Origin of the sequence: Devosia sp. 2618 (assembly GCF_040546815.1) — a bacterium.
Lineage (GTDB): Bacteria > Pseudomonadota > Alphaproteobacteria > Rhizobiales > Devosiaceae > Devosia.
In genome coordinates this window covers 835,916-861,356 of the sequence record NZ_JBEPOO010000001.1, presented here as the reverse complement: position 1 = coordinate 861,356, position 25,441 = coordinate 835,916, and the positions used below count along the sequence as shown (strand labels likewise).

Below are 25,441 nucleotides of genomic sequence, written 5' to 3'. Positions count from 1 at the left end.
TCCGAGGGCAGCATCGGTTATTGTGTGCAGATGCGTGGTCAGGCCCACCAAGATCATACCGGATCCTGCTCCAGCAGAGCCCCGAGCTCGGCTGGCAGCGCCGCAGCCCACTGGGTGATATTACCGGCGCCGAGGCACACGACATAGTCGCCATCGGCGGCACGGCTGGCGATCAGCTCGGCCAGCTCTTCCGGCGCATTGAGCACACGGGCGTCGCGATGGCCGCCGGCCCGAATGCGGTTGACCAGTTCTTCATGCGTCACGCCCGCGATCGGCTGCTCGCCCGCCGCATAGACCGGCGCCACGATGACCGTATCGGCATCGTTGAAACAGGTGGCGAATTCTTCGAACAGATCCTTGAGGCGAGAGTATCGGTGCGGCTGCACCACGGCGATCACGTCGCGCTTGGTGGACGAGCGCGCGGCCTTGAGCACAGCCGAAATCTCGACCGGGTGATGCCCGTAATCGTCGATCACGGTGATGCCACCCACCACACCAGTCTTGGTGAAGCGGCGCTTGACGCCGGTAAAGCCCTTGAGGCCCTTGCGGATGGCTTCGGCTGGCACATGCAGCTGATCGGCCACGGCAATTGCCGCGGTCGCATTGAGCGCATTGTGCACGCCCGGCATTGGAAGTTGCAGTCCGTCGATGCGCAGCTGGGTCTGGCGAATACGGTCGCGGATCTCGACGGCAAAATGGCTGATACCATCGATGGTTTCGAGATCGACCAGCCGCACATCAGCTTGCGGATTGCGGCCATAGGTGATGACCCGGCGATCTTTGATCTCGCCAACCAGCGCCTGCACCTCTGGGTGGTCGAGGCACATCACGGCAAAGCCATAGAACGGCACGTTTTCCACGAACTGGTGGAAGGCCTTCTTCACGCCCTCGAAGTCGCCATAGTGGTCGAGATGTTCCGGATCGATATTGGTGACAACAGCCACGTCAGCCGGCAGCTTGATGAACGTGCCGTCGCTTTCGTCGGCCTCGACCACCATCCACTCGCCCGCCCCGAGACGCGCATTGGTGCCATAGGCATTGATGATGCCGCCATTGATGACGGTCGGATCAAGATTACCCGCATCGAGCAGCGTCGCGACCAGTGTAGTCGTCGTCGTCTTGCCATGCGTGCCGCCAATGGCGATGGCGGTCTTGAACCGCATGATCTCGGCCAGCATTTCGGCGCGACGCACAATCGGCAGCGCCTTGGCGCGGGCGGCGACCAGCTCGGGATTATCGCTCTTAATTGCCGACGACACGACGACCACTTCCGCCGCGCCGAGATTGTCGCCGCTCTGGCCGATGGAAACCTTGATCCCCATGTCGCGTAGGCGCTGCACATTGGGATTGGCCGAGGCGTCAGAGCCCTGCACGGTATAGCCCTGATTGTGCAGGATTTCGGCGATGCCACTCATTCCGATGCCGCCAATCCCGATGAAATGGACGGGGCCCATGTTGCGCGGCATTTTCATGAACGATGATCCACTTCGACGATGTTACGGCCGGAGAGCATTTCGGCGAGGTCCGCCAGCTTCTCGACGGCACGCGGCTGGCCCAGCGAACGGGCGGCAGCGGCGGCTTGGGTGAGGGTTATGGGGTCTGTTAACAGGTGTGTGAGGCGAGTGCCTAGCGATTGCGGCGACAGCGTGGCCTGCTCGGCCACCCATCCGCCACCGGCAGCTTCCACCACGAGTGCGTTGTTTTTCTGATCGGCGTCAATCGAGCCGGGCAGCGGCACCAGAATGGCCGGGCGACCGATCACCGTCAGCTCGGCAATGGTCGACGCGCCGGAGCGCCCGATCACCAGATGCGCCTTGGCGATCCGCTCTGGCAGATCGGTGAAAAACGCAGCCAGCTCCACATTGACCTTGGCCTGGCGATACACCTCGGCCACGCGGTCCAGATCATCCTGCCGGCACTGCTGCACGATCTGCAGGCGCTGGCGAATGGTGTCGGGGATCAGGGCAATGGCGGCCGGTACAATATCCGAGATCGCCTTGGCGCCCTGGCTGCCGCCAAAAATCACGAGGCGAATAGGCCCCTCGCCCGTCAGGTCCGGATAAGCCGTGTCAGCAACGGCGCGGACGCGGTCGCGCACAGGGTTGCCGGTCAGCACCTTTTCAAGACTGAGCGTCTCGGCAAACTTGGTCTGCGGAAAGCTCATGGCCAGCAGATCGGCAAACCGGCCAAGCGCCCGATTGGCACGGCCCATCACGGCATTCTGCTCATGCAGGATGCCAGGAATGCCGAGGAAATTCGCAGCGACGAACGGCGGAAAGGTCGGATAACCACCAAAGCCGATCACACAATCAGGCTTGGACTTGCGCAGCTTGCCGAAGGCAACGGCAATACCGCCCACAATCTTGAACCCCGCCGCGACGAACTTGATCGGGTTGCGGATCGAGGGCGTGGCCGAGGGGACGATATGAACCGTGCTCGCCGGAAAATCGGCGCCATAGCTTTCGACCCGATGGTCGGTCATCAGTTCAACGATATGGCCGCGTCGCACCAGTTCTTGCGCCAGCGCCATGGCCGGGAAGAGATGCCCCCCCGTGCCGCCAGCCATCAATACAAACTTCTTCATTCAGCAGGCACCAGTGGCGCAATAGCGCTCTTGTAGCTTGGGATACCGGTCGCCATGCGCTCTTCGGGCTTGGTCCGGGTAAAGGCCAGCATCAGCCCCATGCCGAACGCGATGGCGATCATCGACGTGCCACCATAGGAAACGAATGGCAGAGTCATGCCCTTGGGCGGGATCAGGTTGAGGTTCACGGCGAGGTTGATGCCCGACTGCATGGCAAACTGAATGGCCAAAGTCGATGCGGCAAGACGCGAGAACAGGCTGGTCTGGCGCTGCGCCCCCATCATGGCCCGGATCACGATGAAAGCGATCAGCGCAACGAGCACGAGGCAGAACAGGATGCCGAACTCACCGGCAGCGGCGGAAAACACATAGTCGGCATGGGCGTCGGGGATGAGCTTTTTGGCCATCGACTCGCCCGGTCCGCGACCAAACCAGCCGCCTTCCATCAGCGACTGCAGGGCGCGGTCGATTTGGTAGGTGTTGCCGCCGCCATCGGGGTTGAGGAATGTATCGATACGACGCGACACGTGCGGGAAGAACATATAGGCGCCAAACAGCAGCGCACCCGCCGCCCCGGCCATACCGAAAATAATAAACCAGGAAATACCGGACAGGAACAGCAGCACCGCCCAAGTGGCAACGATCAGCGCCGTCTGCCCGATATCTGGCTGCAGCAGCAATCCGCCCACGACGCCAACCATGATCAGCGTAGCCAGGATTTTGCCCGGCACATTGCGATGGATCATGGATTCAGAGAACAGCCAGGCGCCCAGCACAGCAAAGGCCGGCTTGACGAACTCCGATGGCTGCACCGACTGACCGGCAAAAGAAATCCAGCGCCGCGCACCCTTCACCTCGGTACCAAAACGCAGCGTCGCCCATAGCAGCGCGATGCTGACCACGAGCGTCACCAGCGCGACAAGCCGCGCCTGGCGGTGATTGAGCAGCGAGGTGATGACCAGAACCGGCAGTGCCACGATGCAGAACATCGCGTGGCGAATGATGAAGAACCACGGCGACAGCCCGATACGCTCGGCTACCGGCGGGCTGGCAGCAAAGCTCAGCACCATGCCGCATGTCATCAACAGGATCAGCGCGCCAAGCAGTTCCCGGTCAATCGACCACCACCACTCCGCCAAAGGCGTCTTTTCGGCACGGGAAAACATCATGGGAAAGCCGGGCTACTCGATACAAACTAGATGCAATTGTAGCATCCGTTTGGTTACCGATTTCCCAATGTCATTTGCGTTTTGCGAAAACTAACGGGCACGGGCACACCTCGTGGCTCGAGGCGCTAAAGAAGCGCACCTCACCATGAGGGTTACGAGATCACCGCATCAAGAGTAGCCCTCATGGTGAGGCGGGAGCGCCGCGACCCTCGAACCACGAGGGCGTGGCAGGCCCGATTTACCGCAGCTTCAGACTGCTCAGCCCAATCAGTGCCAGCACAAACGAGATAATCCAGAACCGGATCACCACCTGGCTTTCAGTCCAGCCGAGGTGTTCGAAGTGATGGTGGATCGGCGCCATGCGGAACACGCGCTTGCCCGTCAATTTGAACGAGGCAACCTGCACGATCACCGAAACCGTCTCCAGCACGAACAGACCACCGATGATCGCCAGCACGATCTCGTGCTTGGTCGCGACAGCGATCGTGCCCAATGCGCCGCCCAGAGCGAGCGAACCGGTATCGCCCATGAAAATCTGAGCCGGTGGCGCATTGAACCACAAAAAGCCCAGACCTGCGCCAATCAGCGCGCCGCAGACGACGGATAGTTCAGCCGTGCCGGGCACATAGTTCAGCAGCAGATAGTCGGAGAAATTGACGCTACCAACGAGATAGGCGATCAGCGCGAAACACGCTGCCGCAACCATCACCGGCACGATGGCAAGACCATCGAGGCCGTCGGTGAGGTTCACCGAATTGCCCGCTGCCACCACGACGAAGCCGCCGAACAGGATGTAGAAATAACCCAAATTCCAGGCCAGATCCTTGACGAAGGGGAACAGCATCGACGTGCCATAGGCACCCGACGCAAGCTGGGAAATGGCAAAGGCCGCAATGCCGCCGATCAGCGCTTCGAGCAACAGCCGCTGCTTGCTGCCAAAACCCTTGTGGCTCATCCGCTTGACCTTGAGATAGTCATCGTAAAAGCCGATGGCGCCGAAGCCGATGGTGACAAACAGAACCACCCAGACATAGCCATTGCTGAGATTTGCCCACAGCAGCGTCGAAAATACCGCGCCCGACAGGATCATCAGCCCGCCCATGGTGGGCGTACCCTTCTTGGTCAAAAGGTGCCCCGCCGGACCATCTTCACGGATCGGCTGACCTTTGCCCTGCTTGAGGCGCAGCATGGCGATCATGCCCGGCCCGAACAGGAACACGAAAAACAGCGCCGTTATGACAGCGCCGGCCGTGCGAAAGGTGATGTAACGGAAGACGTTGAAGGCCGAGAGAGAGTCACCCAGCTGGCCAAGAAAATACAACATGAAAGGAAGCGTCCTTGTTGGGGTGTGCTCAGTTGCTCTCGAACCGCTGCCGGATCTTGGCCACGATGCTTGTCAGCCCTACGCCGTTTGATCCTTTGACCATAACTGCGTCGCCATAGGCAAGGTCGTTAAGCACGATCTCCGCCATCTCTTGGGCCGTGTGCGTGTGTGCCGTCACACTGTCGGCACCGAGTGCATCCGATAGTGCGGTCATTTCCTTGCCAACCAGATAAACCCGATCGGCGCCCGATCCATCGACCGCTGCCTTGAGGCTGGCGTGCAGGTTGGCGCTCTGCGCGCCGAGTTCGAGCATGTCGCCGAGGATGACGATCTTGCGTCCGCCCGGCGCGGCCTGCGCCGCAAAAGTATCCAGTGCCGCGTTCATCGAGGCGGTATTGGCATTGTAACTTTCATCGATCAGCAGCAGCGGCTTTTCGGATGGCCCCAGCACGCTGCGCTGCCCCCTGCCCGCCTGAGCGCCAAACCCGGCCAGCGCCCGCAAAGCCACGGCCGGTTCGACACCAGCCAAATGAGACACAGCCAGCGCCGCCGTTGCATTGGCGATCATGTGCCGACCCGGCACGTTCAAAACCAGCGCAAGGCGCTCGCCATCATGTTCAATGGTCGCAAAGCTGCGGTCGGCGGCGGTCTCGATTTCCACGATCCGCCAATCCACCCCGGCGGCTTCGCCATAAGTGAACACCCGCGCGACACCAGCCGCCTCGGCCGCGTCGAGCAGCACTCCCAACTGCGGATGGTCGGCATTGATGACGACGGCACCACCGGGCTCCAGCCCCTCGAAAATTTCGGCCTTGGCCCGGGCGATGCCCTCAAGCGACCCGAAAGACTCCAGGTGCGCCGGGGCAATCGTCGTGATGACGGCGATATGCGGCCGCACAATCTTGGCCAGCGGGCGGATTTCGTCCGGGGCGCTCATACCCATTTCGAACACGCCGAACTGCGCGTCCTCGGGGAACCGCGCCAGCATCAGCGGCACGCCCCAGTGATTGTTGAAGCTCTTGATCGAAGCGTGGGTCTGCCCCGCCGCCTCAAACACCACGCGAATGGCTTCCTTGGTCGTGGTCTTGCCCACGCTCCCCGTCACACCAACGATAATGGCCCGACTGCGCGCACGAGCAGCGCGACCGATAGCTGCCAGCCCCTCCAGCGCATCGGCAACGACCACACGTCGCTCCCCATCGCCCCGAGCAACCAGCGCCGCCGCAGCGCCATTGCCCAGCGCCGTATCGACAAAGTCATGCCCATCAAACCGGTCGCCCTTGATGGCCACAAACAGCGCATCAGGCCCCAGTTCACGGGAATCGATGGAGATCGAGTTGATCGGGGTGGCCGGATCGATATCCGAACGCCCACCGGTGGCCGCAAGGATGGCTTCGACTGTAAAAAGAGACTTGGTCATAGCGTGATGGTGCGCCCGTCTTCACCTCGCCCGAAGGGAGAGGCGTCAGTTCGAGTAAGCCATTCGCTCAAAATCTTATCCCTTGATCGCCTCCGCCACGGCCTCGTGGTCGGAAAAATGGTGCTTCGTCGTGCCGACGATCTGGTAATCTTCGTGGCCCTTGCCTGCAACCAGCAAAACGTCGCCCGGCTGCAGTGCCTTGACCGCCTCGGTGATCGCCGCCTTGCGGTCGCCAATCTCCCGCGCGCCCTTGGTGGCCGCGATGATTTCAGCGCGAATGGTCTTGGCGTCCTCGGTGCGCGGATTGTCGTCCGTCACGATAACGTCATCGGCAAGCTCGCTCGCGATTGCGCCCATTTGGGGGCGCTTGCCCTTGTCACGATCGCCGCCGCAACCAAAAACCACCGTCAGCTTGTTCTTGGCATAGGGCCGCAGCGAAACCAGCGCCGTCCGCAGCGCATCAGGGGTATGCGAATAGTCGACGAAAATCGCCGCGCCACTATGCTCGGCAACCAGCTCCAGCCGCCCCTTGGCGCCCACCAGCTCCGATAGCGCCGGGAAAGCATCCGAGCGATCAACGCCGCTCGACATCGCCAAACCCGCTGCGATCAGCGCATTGGACACCTGGAACTCACCGGTCAGCGGCAGATGGAAGCTGAGCTTTTCGCCGATATGGCGCACCTCGACCCGTTGGCCATAGCCTTCGGGCTCGATGGACAGAATCTCGATATAGGCACCCTCGCGCCCGACCGTTAGCAGCGTCGCGCTCGCGGCCAGCGCCGCAAACATAAAGGGCTCGTGTTCGGGATCATCGACATTGACCACCGCCGCGCCCCCATCCACCAACAGATCGGTGAACAGCCGCAGCTTGGCGTCGCGGTATTCGTCCATGCTCTTGTGATAATCGAGGTGGTCGCGGCTGAGATTGGTGAAAGCCACCGCCTCGAAATGCATCCCGTCCAGCCGGCGCTGATCCAACCCATGGCTCGATGCTTCGAGCGCCACGTGGTTGATTCCTTGCGCCTTAAGCGCCCGCATCGACTGATGCAGCGTCCGCGAGTCCGGCGTCGTCAGGCTGCCCTCGATATGCCGCGTCGCCGTATCTACACCCAGCGTGCCAACACTGGCACCCGCTATCCCGGCATGCGCCCAGATCTGGCGCACGAATGATGCGACCGACGTCTTACCATTGGTACCCGTCACCGCCACCGTAATTTCCGGCTGCGGCTCGAACACCCGCGATGCGGCGCGGGCGTAGGACGCGCGCACATCCTTGACCACGATCACCGGTACGCCCGGATCACCCACCGGCGCAATGTCCGTCACGATGGCCAGCGCCCCGCGTTTGACCGCATCGGGCACAAACTGATTGCCATGCACATTGTGGCCCGGCAGTGCGAAAAACACGTCGCCAGGCTCGATCCGGCGGCTGTCTGAATTGAGACCAAAGACGGCGCCCAGGCCCTTCTTGGGGCGGGCGCCTGAGCCTTCGAGCAGTTGGGTAACGCTAAGGGACAAGTCGATGAATCCTTCTGGATCTATCTATCTGAGTACGCGCGGAACGAGGTTCTTGTCGAGAATTTCGGAGAAATTGGGGGCAATGCCAAGCATTGGCGCAATGCGCTGCACCACGCGACCGGTAATCGCGCCGGCGTTCCAGCCAGCTGTCGTGCCGGACTGCGGGTTTTCCGCCTTGGGCTCGTCAACCATGATCACCATCGCATAGCGCGGATTATCCAACGGGAAGGCCGAGGCGAAAAAGTTGGTCACCTTGCTCGACGAGTAGCGGCCATCGACCACCTTTTCGGCGGTGCCCGTCTTGCCCCCGGTGCGGTAGCCAAGCGCCGCCTTGTTCATCTGCGACCCCGAACCCTCAAGCGCATTGAGGCGCATCAGGTAGCGGATGGCGTCGCTGGTTTCGGGCTGCAGCACGCGGCGATAAAGCGGCTCGGCCTCGGCCACGTCACGCTTATAGAGTGTCGGCGAGATATAGTTGCCGCCATTCACGAAGGACGCATAGGCCGTCACCATATGCAGCGGCGACACCGACAGACCGTGGCCGAACGACGCCGTCGCCGCGCCGACCTCGGAAAAATCCTTGGGCACGGTAGGAAGACGCATTTCCGGCAGTTCGAAATCGACGCGCGTATCAAAGCCGACGCGGGTCAGGAACGAACGGAAGTTCTCCTTGCCCATGGCCTGCATGATGCGGATGGTGCCGATATTGGACGAGAACTTGTAGACTTCCGGCAGGCTCAGAATACGGTTCTTGCCGTGGAAATCGCTGATGGTGAAGCGGCCAAAGCGGATACCGAAGCGCGCATCGAACCGATCCGTAATCCGCACCGAACCGCTATCGAGCGCCCCGGCAATGGTCACTGTCTTGAAGATCGAGCCCGGCTCGAAAATACCAGCGGTGATGCGGTTGAAGGTATCCTTGACCAGCGCGGTCTTGGGATCGTTCGGATCGAAGTCCGGCACCGAGGCCAACGCGACGATCTCGCCGGTATAGATGTCCATCATCACGCCGGCGGCCGCGATGGCCTTGTAGCGCGTCATGGCGTCGAGCACCTGCTCGTGCATCACATGCTGCACGCGCATATCGACAGATAGCTCAACCGGCGTCAGCGCATTGCCGCGCGCCAGGCCAAGCTCCTGCAGCAGGGCAACGGCTTCGTTGTCCATGTGCTTTTCGATGCCCGAAATGCCCTGATTGTCGATATTGGTCGACCCAAGAATATGCGAGGCTTCGCTCATGCCCGGATAGAAGCGCTTGGATTCGGTGATGAAATCGATGCCCGGGATGCCCAGCCGCATGATGCGTTCCTGGATCGATGGCGACAGCTCGCGCTGCACCCAGACGAAACCCTTGTCACCACTCAGCCGATTGCGCAGCCAGTCTTCGCTGAGGTTAGGCAGCACGGTCCGCAGCTTCTGGACGGCTTCCTCGACGTCGATAATCCGGCGCGGTTCGGCATAAAGCGATGGCACCCGAATATCGACGGCCATCTCAAGACCATTGCGATCCAGGATCGGCGGGCGCGTCGCGGTGATGGCGTCGCGCGTCTGCCCTTCGATGCGGGAATCGACCTCGACCATGCCCAGCTGCACCAGTCGCGCACCGACCAGCCCAAAGCCGAGCACCAGCGCCAGTACCATCCAGCGGATGCGCGCCTGCGTCAGATTTCCGCGCGCCTTGCGGGCGCCGTCGAGCGAAATCGTGGGACGAATGTCCTCATGCGTGACAGCCATTATTCAATTCCCTCAAGTTCGAGGATGGCATCGATCGGGTCGACACCTGCGGCCAGCGATTCAAAAAGTGAGTCCATCGCGGTAGAATTTGGCTTGGCGGGACGCATCGGCAGGTCTTCAAACGCGCCGAATTGCTCCTGCTTCACTGGTGCAATGGCCAGGGCCATTTCGTGGCGACGCACGATGGGGTCGATATGGCCCGGCTGGCTCAGCACGGCCTCGTCAGCCTTGAGCAGCGACAGCTCGCCTTCCTGGGCATCAATCTGGGCAATCAAGGCGCTGCGTCCACTGGCCGTGTTCTCGATGGAAAACTTCAACGCATAGACACCCGACAGCATGATCACGCTGCAAAAGATCAGGAAGATATTGAGATTGCGGATCATTCTGCGCCTCGCACCTTCGGCACGCCCAGCCCGTCAAACCGCACAGCTCGTGCCTCGGCACCCGAGCGCGAGGCAGCCCGCAGGATCGACGAGCGCGACCGTAGATTGCGCCCAAGTTCGGCCTCGCCGGGCTTGATAGCCTTGGCTACATCAACCCAGCGCCGCTCTTCGGTCATCACCTGCGGCAGATGCCGGGACTGGGCCGGACCGCCCTTGTCGGGATCAAAAAAGCGTTTGACGATGCGGTCTTCCAGCGAATGGAAGGTCACGACGGCCAGACGGCCATTTTCGGCCAACAGCCGCTCGGCCGCAAACAGCGCCTCGACCAGCTGGTCGAACTCACCATTGACGGCAATGCGCAGCGCCTGAAACGAGCGCGTCGCCGGATGCGCATCACCCGGTTTGCGACCAATGGCCTTCTCGATAATCTTTGCCAGTTCCAGCGTCGTCTTGATCGGCGCGACATCGCGCGCTGCTACGATGAACTGGGCAATGCGGCGCGATTTGCGTTCTTCGCCAAAGGCATAGAGCAGATTAGCCAGCGGCTCGACATCCAGCGTATTGACCAGATCGGCAGCGCTTTCGCCATCCGCGCTCATCCGCATATCGAGCGGCCCATCGCGCATGAACGAGAAGCCGCGCTCGGCCTGATCAAGCTGCATCGAGCTCACGCCAATATCGAGCACCACGCCGTCAATCGGGCCATGCTCGACGGCAAGGGTATCGAGTTCGGAAAAAGTGCCGGGCACAAAGATGAATCGCCCCTCGAACTCAGCCATCAGCGCATCGGCAAACGGCTTGACGTTCGGGTCGCGATCGATCCCGATCACGATCGCACCGGCTTCCAGCAGTTTGCGCGAATACCCGCCCGCACCGAACGTGCCGTCGACGATGCGCTTGCCCTCAAGCGGGGACAGAGCCGCAATCACCTCGTCGATCAGGACAGGAACATGAGGGCCAGCATTTTGACTGATTTCGGGCATCGGACGCTTGCCCATAGAGGCGACTACTCCACTCCCGGCACAGGCGCCGGTTCGTACACATCGCGCCACTTTGACCTTGGACGTTTAAGATTCTGTTTCCTATGCCGCCCTCAGACTCAATTCATTTACAGCTGGGTGACTGTGTCGCGGCTATTCGGCTTTGGGGTATCTTTTCATATTGCCCTGCCCCCCGCTTTGGGCCATGAACGACTGTGATCACGGGGGAATTTGCGTGCCAATCTCTAGTAATGCGTTCGTTCGCTCGACCGCGCTGCTTCTGCTCGTTGGCTTTCTCGCTCTTGCCGGCATCGTCGGCACGACCATTTGGCTCGTCGAGCAGAACCAGAGCTGGTTCGATCAGACCACTGAATCCCGTATCGCTCGCGCTGCAACCGTCAACTTGCGCCATGCCTTGCAGGAAGCCGAAACCGGACAACGTGGCTTTCTGCTGACGCAGGACGAAGCCTACCTCGAGCCCTATCTGCGCTCCGCCCCGGAAATTCCGGCCATGATTGAGCAGCTATTGACCGCTCTGGTGCCATACCCCGAGGCTGCGGACGAAGTCACTCTTCTGCGGGAAGACGTGGCCAACAAGCTAAGCGAACTGGCCGCCACCATAGATATGGTCCGCGAGGGACGGGTGGCCGACGCGGTCGCAGTTGTTCGTACCGATCGCGGCAAGCAGGCAATGGACGAAGCCCGCACCCTATTTGACAGCCTGATCACCGATGCCGATGAGCGCATCATTGAGGGCATTCAGAACCAGCGCAACGCCACCCAAGCCCTGCGTTGGGTCACCATTGTCGGCGCGTTCGTTATTTTCGCCGTGGTCGGAGGCTCGGCCTGGACCGTCATTATCTATACGCGTGAGCTAGCCCTCGCCCGTCGCGAAGTCGATGAAGCCAATGCCGGTCTTGAAGCCCGCGTGCGCGAACGCACCTCCGATCTCGGTCGCGCCAACGAAGAAATCCAGCGCTTTGCCTATATCGTGACGCACGATTTGCGCGCGCCTCTGGTCAATATCATGGGCTTTACCAGCGAGCTCGAAACCAGCGTCGGCCAGCTCGAAGGCTATATGGCCGACCGCCAGGATGACGGCGATCCCAAATTCGCCGAAGCCAAGCTGGCCGCCACCGAAGATCTGCCCGAGGCCATCACCTTCATTCGCGCCGCCACGCGCAAGATGGATAGCCTCATCAACGCCATCCTCAAGATTTCGCGCGAAGGCCGCCGCCAGCTGCGTCCAGAGACACTCGATCTCAAGGACATTGCCAACAACACCGTCGCCAGCGTGCAGCATCAGGTCGTCGAAAATGGCGGCTCGGTCACCGTCGACGTCCACGTGCCGCGCTTTGTCTCTGACAAGCTTTCGCTCGAACAGGTCCTCGGCAACCTGCTCGACAACGCAGTCAAATATCAGCAGCCGGACCGTCCGCTGCACGTGACCCTGCGCGGCAAGCAGGCCGCGGCCAACCGCATCGAAATCGAGGTCGAAGACAATGGCCGCGGCATTGCTGCCGCCGACCACGAACGCGTCTTCGAACTGTTCCGCCGTGCTGGCGTTCAGACCCAGCCAGGTGAAGGCATCGGCCTTGCCCATGTGCGCACCATGGTGCGTAGCCTTGGCGGCGACATCACTCTGCGCTCCGAGCTTGGCGTGGGCACCACATTCACCATCATTCTTCCGCGCGATCTGCGCCACTATCTTGGGAGCCAAACCGCATGAGCAATGACGGCAAACCCGTAACGATCATCATGATCGAGGACGATGAAGGCCACGCCCGCCTCATCGAAAAGAACATTCGCCGCGCGGGTGTCTCGAACGAAATCGTGCCCTTCACCAACGGCACGACCGCGCTTGAATTTCTGATGGGCCCCGATGGCTCTGGCGCCATCAACAAGGGCCGCCAGATGCTGGTGCTGCTCGACCTCAACCTGCCTGACATGACCGGCGTCGATATTCTCGAAAAGGTCAAAGGCAACGAGCACACCAAGCGCTACCCGGTCGTGGTGCTGACCACCACCGATGACCAGCGGGAAATCCAGCGCTGCTATGATCTGGGCGCCAATGTCTATATCACCAAACCAGTCGATTATGACGGATTCGCCAATGCAATCCGCCAGCTCGGCCTGTTTTTCTCGGTGATGCAAGTACCGGAAGCCGACTGAAAATGCCGAACCGGACGCCACATGTCCTCTATGTTGATGACGATCCAGGCCTCGCCCGATTGGTGCAGAAGGCCCTGGAACGGCTCGGCTATATTGTGGACGTGGCGGCCAATGGTGAGGACGGTCTCGCCCGCATCAAACAGGGCGGCATCGATGTCGTCGCGCTCGATCACTACCTGCCCACCGGCACCGGCCTCGACGTTCTGGCGCAAATGCAGGACATGGCCGACCGCCCGGCCGTAGTCTATGTCACCGCGACAGTAGAGACCGCCGTCGCCATCGCCGCCCTCAAGGCCGGCGCCGCCGACTATGTGCTGAAGTCCGTCAGCGAAGACTTCCTGGAGCTACTGTGCACCGCCGTCGGCCACGCCGTTGCGGTCATCCGCCTCAATCGCGCCAAGGCGCAGGCCGAGCTCGACGTGCGCGAAGCCCGCGACCGCGCCGAAGTGTTGCTCGGGGAGGTCAACCACCGCGTCGCCAATAGCCTTGCCATGGTTGCCGCCCTTGTCGGGCTGCAGGCCAATGCGCTCGATAATGACGAAGCCAAGAATGCCCTCGCGGAAACGCAGGCCCGCATTCAGGCCATCGCCGGCGTTCACCGCCACCTCTACACCACCGACGACGTCCGCTCGGTGCAGATCAGTGACTACCTCCACAGCCTCGCTTCCGAGCTTGAGGCCACGATGCGCGCCAGCGGCAACGTCTCCCACATCGAGGTCAGCGCCGAAAACATCGCGATCCCGACCGAGAAAGCCGCCTCCATCGGCGTTATCGTCACCGAACTGGTCACCAACGCCATCAAATACGCCTACGCCGATCAGACGCATGGCAATGTGCGCATCATGATCGCGCGCGGTGAAGGTCAGTTGGTTGAACTCTCCGTCGAAGACGACGGCATCGGCTGGGATGGCACCGGCAAACCTCAGGGCACGGGCCTTGGCAGCCGCATCGTCAAAGCGATGGCCCACGGCCTCGGCGCCACCGTAGCCTACCGCTCCGAAGGCGTCGGCACCCGCGCATCGGTCCAGTTCTCGACCTGAGACGCAGTGCGGACGAGGGCCAGCCCTCAGCTGGCCTCACCCTAAGCTTTGAGCAGACCTCATCCTGAGCCTGTCTAAGGACGAGGTCGTGGCACTCAAGCCTCAACTCGCTCGACCTCGTGGTTCGACGAGCTCACCATGAGGTCTAATCAAAAGCGAGCTAACGGCTCACCTGCCCCGCCCACCGGCCTCCAGCCCTGGAAAATCGCAAAAGGTAAACGCCAGTTGACCTATAAGCCGGGTTCTGTAGGGCCGCGTTGCCGCGACGTGGTGACCATTCATCTATGGCGCCTGTTACCAGGACGCTCTTGCAACCAACCCGGATGATCTGGCCTCAAAAACAGGCTGGGACCGAAGTCCCGCGTCATCCCTATTTGGTCTTGCTCCCGGTGGGGTTTACCGTGCGGCTTCCATTGCTGGTCGCCCGGTGCGCTCTTACCGCACCCTTTCACCCTTACCGACCCGAAGGTCGGCGGTTTACTTTCTGTGGCACTTTCCCTGGGGTCGCCCCCGCCGGCCGTTAACCGGCACCGTGTTTCGAAGGAGCCCGGACTTTCCTCCAGCAGCAGGTTACCCCACTGCCAGCGGCCACCCGGTCAACTGGCGCGCGAGTTGTGCTGGACCCCAGCCTCCCCGTCAAGCCGCCAAAGGCGTCGGCATACTTGTTTTTGCGCGCCGGACTTCCCACCTGCAAATAAGCAGAAGGGCCCCCGGACATAAAGTCCAGGAGCCCATCATCAGGCACTGCAGCCACCCAGAGGATGGCAGCCCTGCAAAATTAGCCGCTAGTCGAGTAGATCGACTCAGTCTTGCAAAGCGACGCATCCTTGTAGACGCAGTTGTCGGCGCTGTTTGCTGGGGCAGCAAAGGCTGGAGCGGCCACTGCGATAAGCATTGCAGAAGCAATTGCGGCGGAAATGAGCTTTTTCATTTAATGTCTCCTGTTGTTGACGACATGAAAATAGCGCCCGCAACATTGCACCAACATTGCATGATCCTCAAATTTGGAAATAACTACATTAACTTCCCGTCATCTGTTGGAAAGTTGCTGTGACGGTATGACGTGATCAATTCACCGACTGCCCAGCAAAACCGGCATTCTGGGCTCCGTAGCCCACCTCTCCGTCCGCTAAAGCCAAACACTCGGCCCGTCTCTTTTTCGCAGAAGCCTCGCGGCCTCTCCCTACAGGATTGACGAACACACGGCTCAAAAATAGTCGGGCCCCAGTCCTTCCGGAACCAGGGCCAATCTGACCGCCAGAAATGTGCGCCGACAAGTCAGGCGTCGCTACCGGAGTAAATTGAACCAGTCGTGCAAAGCTTGGCATCCTTGAATGAGCATTTTCCGCTTGAATCGGTCGGCGCCGTAGACAGCGCCTCGTGGTCGCTCACGCGTCTACTGAACTCGACGTCAGCATCGGCATTTGCAGGGGCTTGGTCAGCGCTTGATAGGCCAGGTTGATCGACTTCATGCGGTCGGTGGCGACATCGATCATATGCTCCGGCACGCCCTTGGCGATCAAACGGTCGGGATGGTGCTCTGCAACCAGCAAGCGATATACCCGGCGGATTTCGGTTGCGTCGGCATTTGGTGCCAGCCCCAGCACGGCATAGGGATCAACCCCGGCTTCCAGCCGCACATGCTGGCTGGCCAACTGCTCGAACCGCACATCGTCGAAGCCGAAAATGTCGCTCACCGATTTGAGGTATTCGAGCTCGGCCTCATGCACCAGACCATCGGCAGTCGCGATATAGAACAGGCTGTCGAGCACATGCTCGAGTGTTTCTGGGCTGTCGTGGAAAAACCGCGTCACCTTGCGCGCATAGGCATCGTACCCGGCCACATCCTGCTTGGCGAGATTGAACACGCGGATCACCTGATCCTCATGGCCGGCGGCAATTTCCACCGTTGCGCGAAACGCCCGCTCCTCGGACGCAGTCACTACCCCGTCCGCCACTGCCATCTTGGCTGCCAGCGCGATCAGCGCCAGCGTGAACGCAGCATCGCGCCCACCGGGCAGCCAGGTGTCTGGATCAAGCGCATTCGCCAGCGATCCAGCCAGACCGGTGCGGTGACTAAACGAACCCACGAGGTCGCTCAGGCGCTTCCACATGTCGGTGTTCAGGTCTCGCTTGGGCATCTTAATTGGTTCTGGCCACGCTGATTGCAGGAATCGCGCAAGCCGTGCCCGATCATTGTGGCCACTTTACCGTCTGCATGCCGAGCGGTCCACCGCCCCGACTGCGGGGCAGCGATGCTAGTAGCCAAACAGCGGCTGTTCCTCGCGACCAATCAGCCGGTCGCGACCGCCCTGCTGTGGCCATTGATCAAGGAAAAAACCATTGCCGTTGGTCGCGGGCGGCTGAACATAGCCGTTGTTGCCCTGCGCCTGGCGCTGCGCCAGAAATTCCGACAGCGGGCCGGATTCCCAGTCGTCCAGATCGGCAGACGTCAGGTTGTCGGCAGGCTGCACCACCGCCACCGGCGGCCGCACGACGGGCGGCAGGTTCTGGTTGACCGATGGCGGGATAACGATCGGCAGCGTCGCGCTGACGACAGGCGACGGCTGCACCACGGGACGCGGGCGCATCGACAACGGCATCGGCACAGGCGCCACGCGTTGCGGCGGGATGGCCGCGACGGCAATTGGATCGGTCACGGCCGGCTGCGGCGTAACCACGGGCGCTGGCGTCGCGATGGGCGTGCGTACGGGCGGCGTAGCGGCCGTCTGGGTCGGTGCGGCCGGTTGCGCGACAGGCGTTGGCGCAACCACGGGCGCGGGCGCAACGGCAACCGGCGCAGGCTTTGGCGCCACAGGTGCAGCCGGCGTGCCGCCACCGGTAATATAGCTGGGCAAAGGGCGCCCGGAATTGACGAAACTATCCACCGCATCGCCCGACGGCGCAGCAATAGGCGCTGCAGGCGTTGTCGCGGCGACTTCAACAGGGCGACCGGCAGCAGGTTCAGGCGAAGCCACCGCTGGCGCAACCACGCCAACCTGCGGCGCCACAGTCGCGGCCTTGTCGTCCGAAAAGTGCGAGATCAGCATATCAGCCGTCGGCACGCCAACGACGAGAAGAACACCGGCCCAGGCCAGGCCATTGGTAATGCGGCGGTCGATTTTCATACACTACGTCCCGTTTGTCCGCCCTCGCGGGGCCGAAAGAGCCGGATTTTCGTGGCCATTTTATGAAATGGACGCACCCGCCAGTATTGGCACCTGCCGGCTGAACTGAACCTGAACGATATTCAGGCTCCAAATCCGCAGGCGGCGACCTCATGGCACCAGATCATGGTGAACGCAAGGTTAATTGAGGTAACGCGAAGTTACCGCCAAGCATTGTTTCAGTCCGCAAACGCCCTCCGGAAATACATCCGCGTCAGGAAGGGCGACGACCCAAAATACGGGCCAGCGCCAATGCTAGCGGCGAGCGATTGTGGGTGTAGATGTGGAATTCATCGACGCCCTCATCAAGCAACTCGGTCACCTGCTCCGCCGCGACCGCAGAAGCCACCAGAGCATGGGTTTCCGGCTCTTCTTCCAGCCCTTCAAACCGCTCTGCCAGCCAGGCCGGGATCGAGGTCCCGGTGCGCCCGGCAAAGCCCGAAATCTGCTTGAAGTTATGGATCGGCTGAATGCCCGGCACGATGGGTGCGGTAATGCCTGCCGCCCGTGCCCGATCGACGTAACGCAGGTAATCACCATTGGTGAAAAACATCTGCGTGATCGCCCGATTGGCGCCTGCATCGAGCTTGCGCTTGAGATTATCGATCTCGAAAGCCCAGTCCGGGCTCTGCGGGTGCTTTTCCGGGTAGGCGGCAACCGAAATGTCAAAATCGCCGATCCGACGAATACCCGCCACGAGGTCGGCGGCGTTCTGGTACCCGCCTGGATGCGGCGTGAACGGCTTGCCCACACCCTCAGGCGCATCGCCACGCAGCGCCACGATGCGGTTGATGCCCGCTTCCTGATAGCCACGCACCACCGCGTCCACTTCATCCCGCGTCGCGCCCACACAGGTCAGATGTGCTGCAGCATCCACGCCGGTGTCGGCCTTGATACGGCTGACCATGCGCAGTGTGCGCTCGCGCGTCGACCCACCGGCGCCATAGGTCACCGACACAAAGCGTGGCTTCAGCGGCGCCAGCTTGTGCACCGTGTCCCAGAACTTTTCTTCCATGACGTCGGTCTTGGGCGGAAAAAACTCAAAGGAAATCTGCAGGTCGGGCCGCTTGTCCGCCGTCTGCCGGCTGGCGCGAAGATTGTCATCAAGCATGGTCGTATCCGTTCAAGTCTTGTCGCTGAGGCGCCACAGGCAAACCGTCAGGCCGCGTTCGCTATTCTCGCTGGGGAACTCGCGCACCGTGTCGACCACAAGGTCGGCGGCGGCGGCCCAGCCGCTCATCTGGGATTGCGACAGGCCAAGCCGCCTATGGGCATGCTCGCTGCGCAAAAATTCGAGATCGTGCGGGGCAAAATCCACGATGATCATCTCCCCGCCTGGCTTGAGCAGGCGTCTCGCCTGCGCCAGCATGCGCCCGGGATCGTCGAAATAATGCATCACCTGGTGGATGACGATGGCGTCTGCCGGCCCCGCCGCCAGATCGACATCGCCAATATCGCCAAGCCGCACCTGCGCGTGGTTGATGCCAGCCGTCGCCAGCCGCGACCGCGCCACCGACAGCATCTCGCGGCTGGAATCGATGCCAATGCCGCGCTTATAGGCCCCGGCCAGAACTTCGAGCATCCGCCCCGTGCCGGTGCCAAGATCGATCAGCGTCTCGACCCGACGCCCATTGAGCGCAGCAACAACTGCCGCCTCCACCGCTTCTTCGGGCACATGCAGCGTCTTGAGAAGGTCCCAGCTGCTGGCCACCTTGGCGAAATATTCTGTTGCCAAGGCCTGCTGTCCGGAGCGCACCGCCTGCTGGCGCTCGATATCGCGCCGACGTTCGATGTCGCCATCGTCGACCCGCGCGATCAGCCATTGCGCCAGCGCCGCGCCGTCGCCATCTTGCGACAATCCGTAATAGGCCCAGGCCCCTTCGGCATTGCGCTCGATCAGCCCGGCATCGGCCAAAAGCTTGAGATGCCGCGACACGCGCGGCTGGCTTTGCTTGAGGATTTCCGTGAGGTCCTTGACCGAATGGTCGCCATCGGCCAGCAATGCCAAAAGGCGCAACCGGGTGCCTTCACCCGCCGCCTTCAGCACACCCACCAATTGATCAAGACCAGCCATCGCCCCTCACGAGATATAAAGATGTCTTTATATCTATATTGAGGACGAGGTCTAGGGGTAGTTTGCGCGCTAGGCGACTATCGCATCGCGTTCCACATTGACCGAACGCTTGCGAAACGAGTGTGCGCGCCACAGCTGGAAGATATTGACGGCCTCTTCCCGATCGAGCGCTTCAAAGCGGCTAAGCACCATCTTCTTTTCCGCGTCGGTCGGCAGATCGCGCCATGGCAGGGTTGCAAAGATCGCCTCGAACAGGTCCGGCGTCAGGTCAGCAGCGTTGAGCGCCACGGTCACCGCAACATAGTCCTGCGCCGCCAGCCACTTCACGAACACTTCGGGGCCAACCTGCAGCATCACGGTCAGGCCCGCAGCCGCATGGTGGCCATAGCCAAAGCGAGCAAATCGCGCCAGCGCCCGTTCGTCGAGCTGCTTGCGGTCGCTCAGCGCCTTGACCTGATTATAGGCCAGCTTCCATTCATTGGCCGAGAACCCGGCCCGGTTGCGCAGGCGGTTATAGACCACCGCGTGAACCTTGCCCGCGGCGACCGGATCAAGCGGCTTGTCGACCGCGCCCAGCGTTTCGAGCACACGGTTGGCCACGCTGTCGATCTCGCCACGCAGCGACTTCCAGTCGATATCGGCACGGCCACGCAGATCGGACGCAATATCGGCATCCTTGGTGGCGCGTTCCACCAGGCGCTCCAGCGTCGCCTTGCCGAATTCGGCATTGGAATTGCGCACCAGTCGAACCACCGACATTTTCTCGCCGTGCTCGACGATGGCGTCGCCCACGCGCTCCGGCACGCTGTTGCGACCGGCAATGGCAACGCGATGCTCTTCGCTCTGGCGACCGATAATGTCGATCAGATCGTCGTCCGACAGCACATTGGAAAACTCGAGCAGCGGTTTGGCGACTTCGATGTCGTCATTGGCGAGCTTGACCACCACTGTGCCCGGGGCGCGTTCGAGCGGCGCCAGCAGCTTGGCGACGTGGATGCGCGCTTCCACTTCGACGAGTTCCGCTAGTTGGCAGAGCACTTCGTCATATTGGGCCACCTGCTCATCATCGCAGCGGTCGGACACGTAGCTGAACAGCTGCGCCATATTGCGGAACAGCTGCTCGCGGCCCGAATGGTCGTCTTCGCCGTTCAACACACGGAAGCTGGAAAATGCCGGCTGGCCCTGATCAAGTTCGCTCATTCGATCGTACTCCCGGCCAAACGCCGCATTTCATGAGCGAGAAGATGCGCAGGCAGTTTCTTGCGCTGGCTGAAGGTGGGGCAGAACAATTGATTCAAATTTTACGCAGCGCCGCTTAGCCCTGCTTGCGCGGGCGTCTCATCCCCCATAATCGTTGTGGATGCGGTTGGGGGACCGTCATGCAGACACCGATTTACTCGCTGCAGATTCTGCGCTTCATCGCGGCGCTGCTCGTCGTTTTGCACCACCTTTCGCAACAATATCAGGCGGACGTTTTTCCGTTCGGCGGCTTCGGCGTCGATTTATTCTTTGTCATCAGCGGTTTCGTCATCGCACTGACGTCCAACCATGTCACACCGCGCCAGTTCCTCGTCGACCGCGCCGCCCGCATCGTGCCGCTCTATTGGGTGTTAACGATTGCACTGGTCGTTGCCGCCCTGCTCGCGCCAGGCCTGCTCAAGACCACCACCGCCACGCCAATCGATATCGTGCAGTCGCTGCTTTTCATCCCCTACGCCCGAGAAACCGGCGCCATCCAGCCCATCCTTTTCCTCGGCTGGACGCTCAACTATGAAGTTTTCTTCTACGGCCTCTTCGCAGTGGCACTGCTTTTCGGCCGGTGGCGCTACCTGCTCATTCTCGCCTTGCTCGCCGCCCTGGCGACCATTGGCTACACAACGCAAACCGATATCGTGCCACTCGTCGTCTGGACCAATGGCATCATCCTCGAATTCGGCTTTGGCATAGTGCTCTATCTGGCCTGGCAAGCCGGACACATCAGACGCCTGGGTCCGTGGCCCGCCCTGGTCGGCATTACTCTAGTGACCATCGCCGCCGTCCAAAACCTGAACTTGCCCCGCGAACTTACGTTCGGCATCCCTGCCGCCCTGATCGTCGCCGGAGCCCTCAACATCGCGATCCCCAATCGCGGCCTCTGGGCGCCGGTGATCCTGCTCGGCAACGCCTCCTACTCGATCTATCTGATCCACCCCTACGTCATTCAGGCCATCGATCTCGCCACCCGCCCGATCACAACCAACGCCCCCGCGCTGCAGATCGCCATCGCCGTCCTCAGCATCGCCGCCATCTGCGCTATCTCGGTCGCCACCTACCTGACAGTCGAACGCCCGACGCAGCGCTGGTTAAAAGCGCTGGCCGGGCGTTCAAATTCAGCGTTGGTAAAACCAACGCGCGTCTAGTTACTCAGCGGCGCTGGCGCTTTCCTGATCGGAAATGCTGTCCTTGACCTTGGAGGCCAGAGCCGCCCGCGCATTGCGGATGCCCTGCGCATAGTCAGGGTGGATCAGGTTGAAGTGCGCGAGCTGACGCTCGATGATCTCGTCCGGCACGCCATCCATGGCGGCGGCGAGATTGTCATAGAGCCGACCCTTGTGCGCGTCGTCGAACAGGTTCCACAGCGCGCGCGGCTGGCCGTAGTCGTCATTGCCATCGCGGTGATTGTACCGGTCGGCATCGCCCACGATCCGCAGCGGCGGCTCCTGGATCGACTTGTCTTCCACCGGGCCACCAAAGCTGTTTGGCTCGTAATACGCGTCCGGGTGACCGGTCTTGATGCCACCATAGACGTTCATCTGGCCATCGCGGTGATAGTGATGCACCGGCGACTTCGGCTGGTTCACCGGAATGCTCTCGTAATGCGTGCCGAGGCGATAGCGATGCGCATCGGCATAGGAGAACACGCGGGCCTGCAGCATCTTGTCTGGCGAATAGCCAATGCCCGGCACCTTGTTGGAAGGCGAGAATGCAGCCTGCTCGATTTCCGCAAAATAGTTGTCGGCATTGCGGTTCAGCTCAACCACACCAACCTCGATTGGCGGATAGTCGGCATGCGGCCAGACCTTGGTCAGGTCGAACGGGTTGTAAGCCGTCTTGTCCGCGTCAGCCTCAGGCATGATCTGAACCTGCATGGTCCAGCGCGGGAACTGACCGCGCTCGATGCCGCCGAACAGCTCTTCCTGATAGGTCTCGCGGCTTTCGCCGATGATCTTTTCAGCCTGCGCGTTGGTGTAGTGCTTGTGGCCCTGCTGGGTCTTGAAGTGGAACTTCACCCAGTAGCGTTCGCCCTCGGCATTCCAGAACGAATAGGTGTGGCTACCATAGCCGTTCATATACATCGGCGCGACCGGCAGGCCGCGATCCGAGAACAGCGTCGTTACCTGATGCAGCGATTCCGGGCTCTGGCTCCAGAAATCCCACATTGCGGTTTTCGACCGCAGATTGGTGCGTGGATGGCGCTTCTGGGTGTGGATGAAGTCCGGGAACTTCAGTGGGTCACGCACGAAGAACACGGGCGTGTTGTTGCCAACCAGATCCCAGTTGCCTTCTTCGGTGTAGAACTTGAAGGAGAAGCCGCGCACGTCGCGCTCAGCGTCGGCCGCGCCCATTTCGCCGGCCACGGTCGAAAACCGGATCAGCAGGTCCGTCTTCTTGCCCACTTCGCCGAACACCTTGGCGATGGTGTACTTGGAAATGTCGTTGGTGATGGTCAGGGTGCCGAATGCGCCCCAGCCCTTCGCGTGCACGACGCGCTCTGGAATACGCTCGCGATTCTGGTGCGCCAGCTTTTCGAGCAGCTGATAGTCCTGCAGCAGCACTGGGCCGCGCGCGCCCGCAGTCTCGGAGTTCTGGTTGTCTGGAACCGGCGCGCCCGCGCTGGTGGTCAAACGTGGCTTATCGATCATTGCTGCTGATCCCCTGGAATAATTCTAAACTTGAACGGCCGTTGTGACCCCTCGACGACGATTAGGCAAATTGATTGATCCACTGAATATGATAAGCTGCGCCTATCATGCAGCTTTCCCTCAAGCAGATGCGCTATGCGCTCGCCGTCGCCGAGACCGGTCATTTCGGTCGGGCAGCGGCCGCCTGCAACATCAGCCAGCCCGCGCTCAGCCAGCAAATCCAGACCATAGAGCACGAATGTGGCACGCTGCTGTTCGACCGGCTCAAGGGTGGCGCCCGCCCAACCCCGTTCGGCAGCGAGTTCATTGCCCGTGCTCGTCTCGTGCTTGAGACTGCCGATGCGCTCGAAGCTTTTGCACAGGGAAGTGGTGGCCAGCCCAACCGCCCGCTGCGCTTCGGGCTCATTCCCACCGTCGCGCCCTATCTGTTGCCCGAGATTTTCCCGGCCCTCACCGCCGGCCTGCCGGGCATCGAGTTCACCGTCAGCGAGAATCGCACCGATGCGCTGATTGCCGCTCTGGCCGATGGTGGTCTCGACGCGGCCCTGATTGGCACCGACGCGCCCGACCACGGCCCACGTCTCGTCAGCCGTCCACTGTTCGATGATCCGTTCGTTCTGGCCACCAGCCGGTTGGAAGCCACCGCCGAGCCGGTTTCGCTCGCCAGCCTCTCGCCCGACCGCATCCTGCTGCTCGATGAAGGCCACTGCTTCCGCGACCAGACCATCGCCGCCTGCCGCATCGACAGCGATCCATCGACCCGCACTTTCGCCGCGACATCGCTCTCGACCATTGTTGAATTCGTCGCCAATGGTCAGGGCGTGACGCTCCTGCCCCAGATCGCGCTACGCAAGGAAGCGACCGACCCGCGCATCGCCATCCATCCGCTGACTTCGCCCGGCGCCGGGCGGCGTCTGTCGCTGGTCTGGCGCGAGGCCAATCCTTTCGCCGCCACGCTCGAAAAGATGACCGAGCTTATCCGCGCGACGCGCCCTGTCGCTGCTTAGGCGGCAGCCGCAACTCGGTTGCGCCGGCGGAAGCTGTCATAGCTGAACACCATCAGCGATATCCAAATCAGGGCGAAGCTCAGCAGCCGCAACCCATTGAGATGTTCGCCAAACAGGAAAATCGCCATCAGGAACTGGATGGATGGCGCAATATACTGGAACATGCCGATCGTCGTCAGTCGCAGGCGACGCACGCCATAGGCAAACAGCAGCAGCGGAATAGCCGTCGCCGGCCCCGTCAGCATCAGCATCGCAAAAAGATAGGGATCGGCATGCACTCCCGGCCCGGTCGTCACGAGCCTATAGATCACATAACCCATGGCAATCGGCGCAATCATCGCCGTCTCGGCAAAGAGCCCCGATGCCGGCCCGAGCTGCGCCGTCTTGCGGAAATAGCCGTAGAACCCAAATGTCAGCGCCAGCCCGAGCGCGATAAACGGCACGCTCCCGAGCCCCACCGCCTGAATGGCGATACCCACCGTCGCGATCAGGATCGACACGGTCTGCAGGAAGTTCTGCCGTTCCCCGAGCAGCACCATGCCCATCAGAACGTTGACCAGCGGGTTGATGAAATAGCCAAAGCTGGCCTCCAGCACCTGCCCGGTTTCCACCGCCCACACATAAAGCAGCCAGTTCGCCGCCAGCAGCACTGCCGATAGCAGCGTGCCCAGCGCCCGCTTGCGATCCGCAAACAGCTTCCGCACATCGCCAAAGCCACCGGTGAACCACAGCACCACCGCCAGCAGCACCAGCGACCATACGGTCCGCTCGGCGACGATCAGCACTGAACCGGCCGCCTCAAGCTGGCGAAACAGAAGTGGCAGGAAGCCCCACAGCAGATAAGCCACCAAAGCCGCGATCACGCCTTTGCGGGTCTCCTCTGCCGCCAGGTTGGCGGGAGCAGGATCAACCACTGGTGCAATGGCTTCAGGCGCAGATTCTGGCAGGGACATCAGGTGAACTCCGC

22 protein-coding genes and 1 other RNA gene are annotated in these 25,441 nt (G+C 61.4%); 5 read left to right on the top strand and 18 right to left on the bottom strand.

The annotated features are described in order from the left end of the window. Nucleotides 1–53 precede the first annotated feature (53 nt). The 9 genes from murC to rsmH form a co-directional block, all read right to left on the bottom strand. On the bottom strand, nt 54–1,472 hold the full coding sequence (gene murC, locus ABIE28_RS04295) for a UDP-N-acetylmuramate--L-alanine ligase (protein ID WP_354060452.1): 1,419 nt from the start codon (nt 1,470–1,472) through the stop codon (nt 54–56). Beyond that, nucleotides 1,469–2,584, bottom strand: coding sequence for an undecaprenyldiphospho-muramoylpentapeptide beta-N-acetylglucosaminyltransferase (gene murG / locus ABIE28_RS04290; RefSeq protein ID WP_354060450.1), 1,116 nt, complete (start codon nt 2,582–2,584; stop codon nt 1,469–1,471). The genes murC and murG overlap by 4 nt, the downstream gene beginning before the upstream one ends. Beyond that, nucleotides 2,581–3,750: an FtsW/RodA/SpoVE family cell cycle protein gene (locus tag ABIE28_RS04285; RefSeq protein WP_354066398.1), complete on the bottom strand. Its 1,170-nt coding sequence runs from the start codon at nt 3,748–3,750 to the stop codon at nt 2,581–2,583. Before ABIE28_RS04285 ends, murG begins: the two co-directional genes overlap by 4 nt. 241 nt (nt 3,751–3,991) lie before the next feature. Next, on the bottom strand, nt 3,992–5,077 hold the full coding sequence (gene mraY, locus ABIE28_RS04280; RefSeq protein WP_354060448.1) for a phospho-N-acetylmuramoyl-pentapeptide-transferase: 1,086 nt from the start codon (nt 5,075–5,077) through the stop codon (nt 3,992–3,994). A 28-nt stretch (nt 5,078–5,105) separates the two neighbouring features. Then, the gene (locus ABIE28_RS04275) at nt 5,106–6,497 is read right to left on the bottom strand and encodes a UDP-N-acetylmuramoyl-tripeptide--D-alanyl-D-alanine ligase (RefSeq protein WP_354060446.1); all 1,392 of its coding nucleotides are present in this window, start codon (nt 6,495–6,497) and stop codon (nt 5,106–5,108) included. Nucleotides 6,498–6,572: 75 nt separating this feature from the next. Next, nucleotides 6,573–8,015: a UDP-N-acetylmuramoyl-L-alanyl-D-glutamate--2,6-diaminopimelate ligase gene (locus ABIE28_RS04270; protein ID WP_354060444.1), complete on the bottom strand. Its 1,443-nt coding sequence runs from the start codon at nt 8,013–8,015 to the stop codon at nt 6,573–6,575. 24 nt (nt 8,016–8,039) lie between these two features. After that, complete coding sequence (locus tag ABIE28_RS04265) at nt 8,040–9,749, bottom strand: peptidoglycan D,D-transpeptidase FtsI family protein (protein ID WP_354060442.1); 1,710 nt, start codon at nt 9,747–9,749, stop codon at nt 8,040–8,042. Beyond that, complete coding sequence (gene ftsL, locus ABIE28_RS04260; RefSeq protein ID WP_354060441.1) at nt 9,749–10,132, bottom strand: cell division protein FtsL; 384 nt, start codon at nt 10,130–10,132, stop codon at nt 9,749–9,751. Before ftsL ends, ABIE28_RS04265 begins: the two co-directional genes overlap by 1 nt. Next, entirely contained in the window at nt 10,129–11,130 is a 1,002-nt protein-coding gene (rsmH, locus tag ABIE28_RS04255; protein WP_354060439.1) for a 16S rRNA (cytosine(1402)-N(4))-methyltransferase RsmH, read from the bottom strand. Before rsmH ends, ftsL begins: the two co-directional genes overlap by 4 nt. Nucleotides 11,131–11,347: 217 nt before the next feature. Here rsmH and ABIE28_RS04250 point away from each other — a divergent pair, with 217 nt between their 5' ends. Genes ABIE28_RS04250 through ABIE28_RS04240 form a run of 3 tightly spaced genes read left to right on the top strand, consistent with a single transcriptional unit; the run spans nt 11,348 to nt 14,324 of the window. After that, the gene (locus ABIE28_RS04250; protein ID WP_354060437.1) at nt 11,348–12,841 is read left to right on the top strand and encodes a sensor histidine kinase; all 1,494 of its coding nucleotides are present in this window, start codon (nt 11,348–11,350) and stop codon (nt 12,839–12,841) included. Continuing rightward, the gene (locus ABIE28_RS04245) at nt 12,838–13,284 is read left to right on the top strand and encodes a response regulator (protein WP_354060435.1); all 447 of its coding nucleotides are present in this window, start codon (nt 12,838–12,840) and stop codon (nt 13,282–13,284) included. Before ABIE28_RS04250 ends, ABIE28_RS04245 begins: the two co-directional genes overlap by 4 nt. Before the next feature lie 2 nt (nt 13,285–13,286). Next, entirely contained in the window at nt 13,287–14,324 is a 1,038-nt protein-coding gene (locus tag ABIE28_RS04240; protein WP_354060433.1) for a sensor histidine kinase, read from the top strand. Between the two features lie 217 nt (nt 14,325–14,541). On the opposite strand, the gene rnpB is transcribed toward ABIE28_RS04240, so the two are convergent. The 7 genes from rnpB to ABIE28_RS04205 all read right to left on the bottom strand — a co-directional run bounded on the left by rnpB (nt 14,542) and on the right by ABIE28_RS04205 (nt 20,765). Continuing rightward, an RNA gene (gene rnpB / locus ABIE28_RS04235) (RNase P RNA component class A) lies at nt 14,542–14,928 on the bottom strand. A gap of 174 nt (nt 14,929–15,102) precedes the next feature. Beyond that, nucleotides 15,103–15,255 carry a hypothetical protein gene (locus ABIE28_RS04230; RefSeq protein ID WP_354060431.1) on the bottom strand — a complete coding sequence of 51 codons (153 nt, stop codon included), beginning with the start codon at nt 15,253–15,255 and terminating at the stop codon, nt 15,103–15,105. Nucleotides 15,256–15,712: 457 nt separating this feature from the next. Next, nucleotides 15,713–16,465: a TerB family tellurite resistance protein gene (locus ABIE28_RS04225; RefSeq protein WP_354060429.1), complete on the bottom strand. Its 753-nt coding sequence runs from the start codon at nt 16,463–16,465 to the stop codon at nt 15,713–15,715. A gap of 117 nt (nt 16,466–16,582) precedes the next feature. Further along, a complete protein-coding gene (locus tag ABIE28_RS04220) occupies nt 16,583–17,452 on the bottom strand; it encodes a hypothetical protein (protein WP_354060427.1) in 870 nt (289 codons plus the stop codon). A gap of 253 nt (nt 17,453–17,705) precedes the next feature. After that, on the bottom strand, nt 17,706–18,602 hold the full coding sequence (metF, locus tag ABIE28_RS04215) for a methylenetetrahydrofolate reductase [NAD(P)H] (protein WP_354060425.1): 897 nt from the start codon (nt 18,600–18,602) through the stop codon (nt 17,706–17,708). A gap of 12 nt (nt 18,603–18,614) precedes the next feature. After that, entirely contained in the window at nt 18,615–19,565 is a 951-nt protein-coding gene (locus ABIE28_RS04210; RefSeq protein ID WP_354060423.1) for an ArsR/SmtB family transcription factor, read from the bottom strand. A gap of 69 nt (nt 19,566–19,634) precedes the next feature. Further along, on the bottom strand, nt 19,635–20,765 hold the full coding sequence (locus tag ABIE28_RS04205; protein ID WP_354060421.1) for a DUF2336 domain-containing protein: 1,131 nt from the start codon (nt 20,763–20,765) through the stop codon (nt 19,635–19,637). 179 nt (nt 20,766–20,944) lie between these two features. On the opposite strand from ABIE28_RS04205, the gene ABIE28_RS04200 reads away from it, so the two are divergent. Continuing rightward, nucleotides 20,945–21,964, top strand: a complete 1,020-nt coding sequence (locus ABIE28_RS04200; RefSeq protein WP_354060419.1) for an acyltransferase family protein — start codon at nt 20,945–20,947, stop codon at nt 21,962–21,964. On the opposite strand, the gene ABIE28_RS04195 is transcribed toward ABIE28_RS04200, so the two are convergent. After that, the gene (locus tag ABIE28_RS04195; RefSeq protein ID WP_354060418.1) at nt 21,965–23,467 is read right to left on the bottom strand and encodes a catalase; all 1,503 of its coding nucleotides are present in this window, start codon (nt 23,465–23,467) and stop codon (nt 21,965–21,967) included. A gap of 107 nt (nt 23,468–23,574) precedes the next feature. Here ABIE28_RS04195 and ABIE28_RS04190 point away from each other — a divergent pair, with 107 nt between their 5' ends. Next, entirely contained in the window at nt 23,575–24,474 is a 900-nt protein-coding gene (locus ABIE28_RS04190) for a hydrogen peroxide-inducible genes activator (protein ID WP_354060416.1), read from the top strand. Here ABIE28_RS04190 and rarD read toward each other — a convergent pair. Further along, the gene (gene rarD, locus ABIE28_RS04185) at nt 24,471–25,427 is read right to left on the bottom strand and encodes an EamA family transporter RarD (protein WP_354060414.1); all 957 of its coding nucleotides are present in this window, start codon (nt 25,425–25,427) and stop codon (nt 24,471–24,473) included. The two genes, ABIE28_RS04190 and rarD, sit on opposite strands and share 4 nt — an antisense overlap. Nucleotides 25,428–25,441: the final 14 nt, after the last annotated feature.

Coding starts and splice junctions, on each gene's coding strand:
- murC (WP_354060452.1), bottom strand. CDS start 1,472: ATGAAAATGCCGCGCAACATGGGCCCCGTCCATTTCATCGGGATTGGC.
- ABIE28_RS04220 (WP_354060427.1), bottom strand. CDS start 17,452: ATGAAAATCGACCGCCGCATTACCAATGGCCTGGCCTGGGCCGGTGTT.
- ABIE28_RS04195 (WP_354060418.1), bottom strand. CDS start 23,467: ATGATCGATAAGCCACGTTTGACCACCAGCGCGGGCGCGCCGGTTCCA.
- ABIE28_RS04210 (WP_354060423.1), bottom strand. CDS start 19,565: ATGGCTGGTCTTGATCAATTGGTGGGTGTGCTGAAGGCGGCGGGTGAA.
- ABIE28_RS04205 (WP_354060421.1), bottom strand. CDS start 20,765: ATGAGCGAACTTGATCAGGGCCAGCCGGCATTTTCCAGCTTCCGTGTG.
- ABIE28_RS04190 (WP_354060416.1), top strand. CDS start 23,575: ATGCAGCTTTCCCTCAAGCAGATGCGCTATGCGCTCGCCGTCGCCGAG.
- ABIE28_RS04230 (WP_354060431.1), bottom strand. CDS start 15,255: ATGAAAAAGCTCATTTCCGCCGCAATTGCTTCTGCAATGCTTATCGCA.
- ABIE28_RS04265 (WP_354060442.1), bottom strand. CDS start 9,749: ATGGCTGTCACGCATGAGGACATTCGTCCCACGATTTCGCTCGACGGC.
- metF (WP_354060425.1), bottom strand. CDS start 18,602: ATGCTTGATGACAATCTTCGCGCCAGCCGGCAGACGGCGGACAAGCGG.
- mraY (WP_354060448.1), bottom strand. CDS start 5,077: ATGTTGTATTTTCTTGGCCAGCTGGGTGACTCTCTCTCGGCCTTCAAC.
- ABIE28_RS04240 (WP_354060433.1), top strand. CDS start 13,287: ATGCCGAACCGGACGCCACATGTCCTCTATGTTGATGACGATCCAGGC.
- ABIE28_RS04200 (WP_354060419.1), top strand. CDS start 20,945: ATGCAGACACCGATTTACTCGCTGCAGATTCTGCGCTTCATCGCGGCG.
- rarD (WP_354060414.1), bottom strand. CDS start 25,427: ATGTCCCTGCCAGAATCTGCGCCTGAAGCCATTGCACCAGTGGTTGAT.
- rsmH (WP_354060439.1), bottom strand. CDS start 11,130: ATGGGCAAGCGTCCGATGCCCGAAATCAGTCAAAATGCTGGCCCTCAT.
- murG (WP_354060450.1), bottom strand. CDS start 2,584: ATGAAGAAGTTTGTATTGATGGCTGGCGGCACGGGGGGGCATCTCTTC.
- ABIE28_RS04245 (WP_354060435.1), top strand. CDS start 12,838: ATGAGCAATGACGGCAAACCCGTAACGATCATCATGATCGAGGACGAT.
- ftsL (WP_354060441.1), bottom strand. CDS start 10,132: ATGATCCGCAATCTCAATATCTTCCTGATCTTTTGCAGCGTGATCATG.
- ABIE28_RS04225 (WP_354060429.1), bottom strand. CDS start 16,465: ATGCCCAAGCGAGACCTGAACACCGACATGTGGAAGCGCCTGAGCGAC.
- ABIE28_RS04285 (WP_354066398.1), bottom strand. CDS start 3,750: ATGTTTTCCCGTGCCGAAAAGACGCCTTTGGCGGAGTGGTGGTGGTCG.
- ABIE28_RS04275 (WP_354060446.1), bottom strand. CDS start 6,497: ATGACCAAGTCTCTTTTTACAGTCGAAGCCATCCTTGCGGCCACCGGT.